At 33.8% G+C, this 6,539-nt stretch carries 5 protein-coding genes and 1 tRNA gene; 2 read left to right on the top strand and 4 right to left on the bottom strand.

The features are described 5' to 3' along the window. From AOG54_RS09000 to AOG54_RS09015, 4 genes are all read right to left on the bottom strand, one after another. Positions 1–1,448 (bottom strand): AAA family ATPase (locus AOG54_RS09000; RefSeq protein ID WP_156324236.1); only part of this gene is annotated, 1,448 nt, incomplete at its 3' end. Next, positions 1,438–2,568, bottom strand: coding sequence for a metallophosphoesterase family protein (locus AOG54_RS09005; RefSeq protein WP_055032634.1), 1,131 nt, complete (start codon positions 2,566–2,568; stop codon positions 1,438–1,440). The genes AOG54_RS09000 and AOG54_RS09005, both read right to left, overlap by 11 nt. After that, positions 2,568–4,100, bottom strand: coding sequence for a helicase HerA domain-containing protein (locus AOG54_RS09010; protein WP_082180414.1), 1,533 nt, complete (start codon positions 4,098–4,100; stop codon positions 2,568–2,570). The genes AOG54_RS09005 and AOG54_RS09010 overlap by 1 nt, the downstream gene beginning before the upstream one ends. After that, on the bottom strand, positions 4,081–5,124 hold the full coding sequence (locus tag AOG54_RS09015; protein WP_048100849.1) for a DNA double-strand break repair nuclease NurA: 1,044 nt from the start codon (positions 5,122–5,124) through the stop codon (positions 4,081–4,083). Before AOG54_RS09015 ends, AOG54_RS09010 begins: the two co-directional genes overlap by 20 nt. Positions 5,125–5,341: 217 nt before the next feature. On the opposite strand from AOG54_RS09015, the gene AOG54_RS09020 reads away from it, so the two are divergent. After that, positions 5,342–6,424: a site-2 protease family protein gene (locus AOG54_RS09020; RefSeq protein ID WP_048100848.1), complete on the top strand. Its 1,083-nt coding sequence runs from the start codon at positions 5,342–5,344 to the stop codon at positions 6,422–6,424. A 41-nt stretch (positions 6,425–6,465) separates the two neighbouring features. Next, a tRNA-Val gene (locus AOG54_RS09025) sits at positions 6,466–6,538 on the top strand. Position 6,539: the final 1 nt, after the last annotated feature.

Here is a 6,539-nt window from a genome sequence, read left to right on the forward strand (position 1 = left end):
AGTTTATTAAGCCTTTGAAAATTTTCACTTCTTTTTAAATTATATTCATTTAAAATATTTTTAATATGGTCATCTGTTAATTTTGACCCGCATAGGGGGCATACGCTTTTTCCCTGCAGGGTATTTATGTTTTGCTGCAATTCAATATTATCCCTATTTAATGATGCAACATCCTTTTTAATGGATATTTTCTCACGTTCAAGGTCTTCCATGTGGTTTCCTATTCTTAATTTTTCCTCCTCAATATTATCTGTATTTATGTTTCCCAGCCTGGCCTTTAGACTGTTAAGCTGAATTACCATGGATTTTTGCTGGTTCTTTATCTGTTCAATACGGTAAAGCATGTGCTCATATTCCCTAAAATTTACCTCATTTTGGGCCATCAGGGATTTTTTCTCATCCAGAAGTTTTTTGTTTCTTTCATATATTTTATGGCGCTGCTCAACAGCCTTTAAATTCTCCATATTTTTATTATATGTTTCAATTTTTGATGATATGTCAGATATGCTCTTTTGAAGTTTCTCCAAATCCCTTTTTTTAATAAAATATTCGTCCATAATTTTCCTCATGGAATAATATGGATTTTCCTCTATTTTTTTAATTTCCATGCTTAAATTGGCAGATTCAGATAGTTGATTGTTGAGTTTATTTATATCATTTTTAATTCTTTCAATGCTATTTTCAATGTCTGCCCTTCTTTTTTCATAAAACTTTATATTTTCCCTTAAACCATTTAACTCTTTTATATTTTTATCAAGACCATTGAGTTCTTCCTTTAAAGCCAGTTCGGTATTTTTCATTTCTTCAAGTTCCCTTGCTATATTCTGATTTTCATTTTCAAGATTTTTTATATTTTCTTTATATGTATCAATTTTTAATTCTGATGATAAATATTGTTCAGATTCTGATCTTAGCATACCAATAATTTTTCCTATCTTATCGGCATTTTTTGACAATAATGTTAGGCCAATTATATCACTAAATACCTGCTTTCTCTCCTTTGGGGTTCCGGAGATCAGGGAATCCATCTGGCCCTGTTCAACAAAAACAGAATTTTTAAAAACATCCTTTGACACATTTAATATTTTTGAAATTTCAGATGTTACACCCTCATATGTTTCAGCTATTAACAATCCATTTTTTTTGGCATATGAAAGCCTTTCCAAATTTTTTGAACCCTTTATGCCAAGTGACCTAAAAATTTCATATTCATCATTGTTGATTCTAAATGTTATGGTTACCTCTGCGTTTTTTTTACCCTTTTTAATCATCTCTATGTTTTTTTCATTGTTTCTGGAGTCTGAAAAAAGTGCAAATTTCATGGCATCGAGTATGCTTGTCTTCCCTGCGCCGTTTTTGCCCGTAATAATATTTATCCCGGGGTCAAAGTTAATTTCACTATCCTCGTGAGATAAAAAATTTTTTAAATGAATTGATTCAATTATCATTGCCTATCCCCATTATATCCTTTATAAGTTTATATGCAGAATCCACATCCTCATTTTTGATCGTTTCAAATATTTTATCAGCAAGTTCAGCGGTATTTTTATCATTAAAATATGCATTAAAATAATCAAGAAGTTTGCTCATGTTTGGTTTTTCAACTATTTTTTTAATTTCCTTCTCAAAAAGTGGACCACGAACTATTATATCATTAATAGCCTTTATCTGTTTCCTGACAAGGTCTCTATCGCCTGAACCATGTATTGTGAGTGTTATCAGCGGCTTTTTGTCATTATCCCTTTTTTGATTAACTATGGATTTTAGATCATTTTGAAAATTAATGAAATCTGAATCTATTATATTCTGATATCTTGTTGATTTAAGCTTAATTTGCTGGACGCTTACATTTCCAGATGTAATTTCAACAAGATTTACCGACTTTTTATATTTTAGATAATGTTTTATTTCACTTGTGCTGTTTAAATCTGTGGAACCTGCATATGAGAAAACAGGATATCTATCATCGATTAAATTTGAATCGTGTATATGCCCAAATGCAAGGTATTTATAATTCTGGGGAAGCTGTGATGAATCCACCTCGCAGGCCTCTGATATGAAATATGGATAAACGCCCTGGTGGGACATTAATATTGAATTTTTATATTCTCCTGCAGCAACATTACCTTTTTTATACTCCTCCTCAATAAGATTTTTTCTTAATCCCTTCATATTGGAAAGGCCGGATATTAAGATGTCCTCGCCTGAATAGTTTACCTTTATATTTTCTATTGAATTTATACCAAGTAATTTAACGCCAAGAAAGTCAAAAATCCTTGAGGCAATCTCATCGGTCCTTTTCGGGCGGTCGTGGTCTCCCATTATAAGGTACATAATCTTACCATTGTTATATAATTTCAGTGCTGCCTTTTTAAATTCATTAAGTGCCCTGTTTGATGGCGACCATGTGTCAAAAAGATCACCGGTATGGACAAAAAAATCCACATGCTCATTTAGCCCTATATCTATTGCCTCATTAAATGATTCATAAAAATCATTCTCGCGTTCATCCATCATATATTCCTTATAACCTAGATGCGTATCAGATAAATGCAAAAATGTGGCCATTAAAAATCACCAAGGAGATTTTTATTTTTCTTTTTTATCTCATCAGGATTATTCATTTTTCTGACCTCATCGCGTGCCTCCTTTAGCAATGATATAATGTCTATGTCGGATCCTCCCGGCTTTGTTTCCCTATCCCTGACCTTTATAATTACAGGCATTTTAACTATTTCACCGACAATAATGGCCTCACCTGTATCTAGTGAGGGCAGATCCTCCATTAATGATTCTGTTATATTTTCACTGCTTTGAAGTATTGCGTTCTGGTCTATTGGATTTGTAACCCTCAATATAATCTGCGAATTACACTGGCTTAAAACATCAGCGTCTATTTTTCCAGGCCTCTGGGTTATTACTGTTAAAAATATTCCAAATTTTCTACCCTCTGCGGCTATTTTTTTGATCATCCCTGCTATGTTGCTATTTACCCTTGGCGGCACAAAGTTATGGGCCTCCTCAACAAAGATAAAAACAGGATATTTAAATTCAGATGATATTTTGGAATCATAAATTTCACTTAAAATCCTGAATGAAAAATAATTTGCAAGGTACTGATCCATGCCCGAGAGATCGAGCACGGACATCTTTCCGGGGCCCAGATAATCCTTTATGCCTGTTGTGTAATCCGAAAATATTTCCCTTATTTTCTCGAGAAAAACCAGCCTCCCCTTAATTTTTCTGTAATCATCCTGTGGGAGCTTCTCGGCCGTATTCATAAAATCGTTTAAATCCTTTTTGCCCTTCATTGCCTTTAGAATATCATCGATTAATGGTGACATCTGTGTGTAATTATCCTTAATTCCCATAATACCCTTAATATCATCGGCTGTAAGGTCCTGAAACCTGATTGTAAATTCCTTTATAATTCCGATATCATCCCTTGAATATCTACCGGTGCTCAGCGGCGTTCGAAATACATCAATATTATCAGAGTAAATTTTTCCATCCCTGTCTTTTTTCATGAAAACATAATCGGCATGTGGGTCCAGAACTATTATTGATGCCCCCTTCTTTAAGAGTTCCTCCATAATAACAGATGCGGTATGGCTCTTGCCCGCACCGGTCTGTGCCAGAATTGCGAGATGACGCCTCATTCCCTTTATATTTATTGATACGGGCACACCAGTATCTGGCAGGTTGCCAATGTATAAAGACTCGTCATCTGGAAATGAGAATAACTTTTTTAAAATTCCTGATGATAGTTTATATACCTTTAATCCCGGGGTTATTATTTCCCTGGATTGAACAAGATTGTCATTTTCAAGCCGGCCAAGAACATTGACATAACTCATGTTTGTTGAATCATTTATTTTATTTTCAGTATACCTCTTTATGCTTTCGTAATCAATTGATTCGTCCATTAAATCGCTTTTCGAAACAATATCCTCTATTCTGCCTATAACGATGCTTCCGTTTATGTTAAGACCAACGTACTCCCACTTTTTAATATCTGCATTTTCAGATATGACAAACTGGAAGTGTCCTGATGAATTTTTACCGGCTGTAAAGCCTATTTCATACTCTAAGTCTTGCACGCCTCTCACCCCTGCTTTCATAAAATGTTATGCCTGTAATTTTTTCAAATGTTTTCATATAAAGATTTTCCATTTCATCACTTCTAAATTTTACCCTCTTATCAACATCATAAAGCCATATATTATATACCTTATATGAGGTATAACCATAAAATATTAGTTCAAGAATTTTTTGGTCAAGATTATACGGGCTGGCATTTTTTGTTTCCATCATTAATTCCTGTGATACGATCTGAACCTTCATTGGCAGGTCATCTGCCCTTGGAAGAACATCAAATGAAATATAATTAACATCTGTTCCAGAAAAATTTTGCCTGTATATCAATGGTGTGGTATAGCCGGTTCTATGCGCCAGGGATTTTATAATTAAATGGTCATTTGTATATTCCTTTTTAGCCTTTTTCACAATTTCATCCGGGTACATGCCTGGCTTAAGGTTCTCAAGCAGGAATTCCTTAAATGATTGTGAATAATTGCTTTTGGATATAAATATTAACCTAACATTGTTTTTAAAGGCCATTTGCAGCATTTTTTTAAGATTTTTAAAATAAATATCCATAAAATTATCATAATTTTCTATATCAAGGCCCTCATTTAAATGCGATATGCGACCCTTAAATGAACCGTCAATAAATATATATTCAGGTTTTTCAGTTTCAAGCAACTTTATTATGGATAAATGTTCCGAGTTTTCCATCAAAAGTATTGTAAAATTTCTTAACTTTAATGGATCAACGTAAACAGTGTCCATAAAAAAATCCTTGGTAAATTTTTCACCGTATATTGTGTATGCCCTTATTATAATTATGCTCTTTCCGTTGTATAGTGTCCTTACAAACTCTGAGCTGTCAGTTGCAGCCACATCAGCATTAATATTTCCCTTAAAATTAAAGTCAATAAAATTTTTATCAAAAACCTCCTGGTAAAGTCTGTAAAATTCTGAATTCTTTTCAAGGTCCAGTGATTTTATAATATTGTTTTTATTTTTATTTAAGAATTCCAGGAAATCTGAATATGTATCCATTGGATTACATTAAACGCAAATTTAACATAAACTTTTGCATACTTTTATTATTCCTGTGGATATTATTCAGCCTTTTATCCATAATCATATTTATTAAGAATTAATAATTTTAAAAATCAGGTGAAAAATTATATAAAATCATTTTTTAAAAAAATTCATATAATGATTAAAAATAATCTATTGTATTGAATTTGTAATATTTGATTGCTGGTGAATTATGTTTCCGACTATGAAGGTTCAAAATGAAAGGTTGCAGGGCGTTGTTGCAACTGTTAAAGAGCACATAAACTATTATGAGGCTGTGGTAAATCCTGTCAGTATAAAATTTTATTTCTTTGACAGCGACAATCCTGATTTTGACCGGCAATTTGATGAATTAAGAAAAAAAATAGTTCCTGAGGGTTTTATACCGTTTGTTGTTAAGGATGCGGAGCATTATGTTGAAGTTTCCATAAGACCGGATGAAAAATATAAAAGCAATAATGTAAATGTAATACTGCTCATATTAACACTGGCCTCAACCATTTATGTTGGTTCTATATATGCCAGAAGCTTTGTAAGGCCCGGGACATATGCTGAACTATACAGTCTATGGTATGGATTTATCTTTTTTTCACTTCCATTAATGCTGATACTGGGCATACACGAAACAGCACATTATGTTGTGGCACGCAGATATAAGGTTAACGCATCATTACCGTTTTTTATTCCATTTCCATATGAGATAGGAACTTTTGGTGCATTTGTATCATTAAGGGACCCGATGCCAAACCGAAAGGCCATGGCAGAGATAGGAGCTGCCGGTCCAATAGCAGGGTTTCTTGTTGCGTTACCCCTGCTCTTCCTTGCACAGTATCTTGAGAAAATATACAGGCCAGTTGGCCATTACATACCGTTCATATTAAATTATCCGTTAATATACAGGCTTTTCGGCATTGTTGAACCCATAAATAAACCTTTATTCCCAATGGTTTTTGCAGTTTGGGTTGGCATGTTTGCGACAGCCCTAAATCTTATACCGACAGGCCAGCTTGATGGTGGCCATATAGCAAGAGGGATTCTTGGTAAAAAAGCGTATATTGTTAGCTACCTTTTTCTTGGATTTTTATTTTATCTGACCATAGCCTATGACTATCTTGGCTGGCTTTTCCTTGCATTATTTGTAATCTTTATGGGCCTTGTGCATCCACCTGCATTAAATGATTATGAAAAAATCAGGCCTCTGGATATTGCAATAGGTATATTTTCACTTGTAATGTTTATACTCACATTTACAGCACTGCCAATAAAACCACCATAATAGTATAATTTTTAAATAATGGAAAGGTATAATGGTTTTATGGGCTTGTAGTCCAGTGGCTATGACGTCTCCCTCACACGGAGAAGATCGCCGGTTCGAATCCGGCCAGGCCCAT

The sequence above is a fragment of the Acidiplasma aeolicum genome (assembly GCF_001402945.1).
GTDB lineage: Archaea > Thermoplasmatota > Thermoplasmata > Thermoplasmatales > Thermoplasmataceae > Acidiplasma > Acidiplasma aeolicum.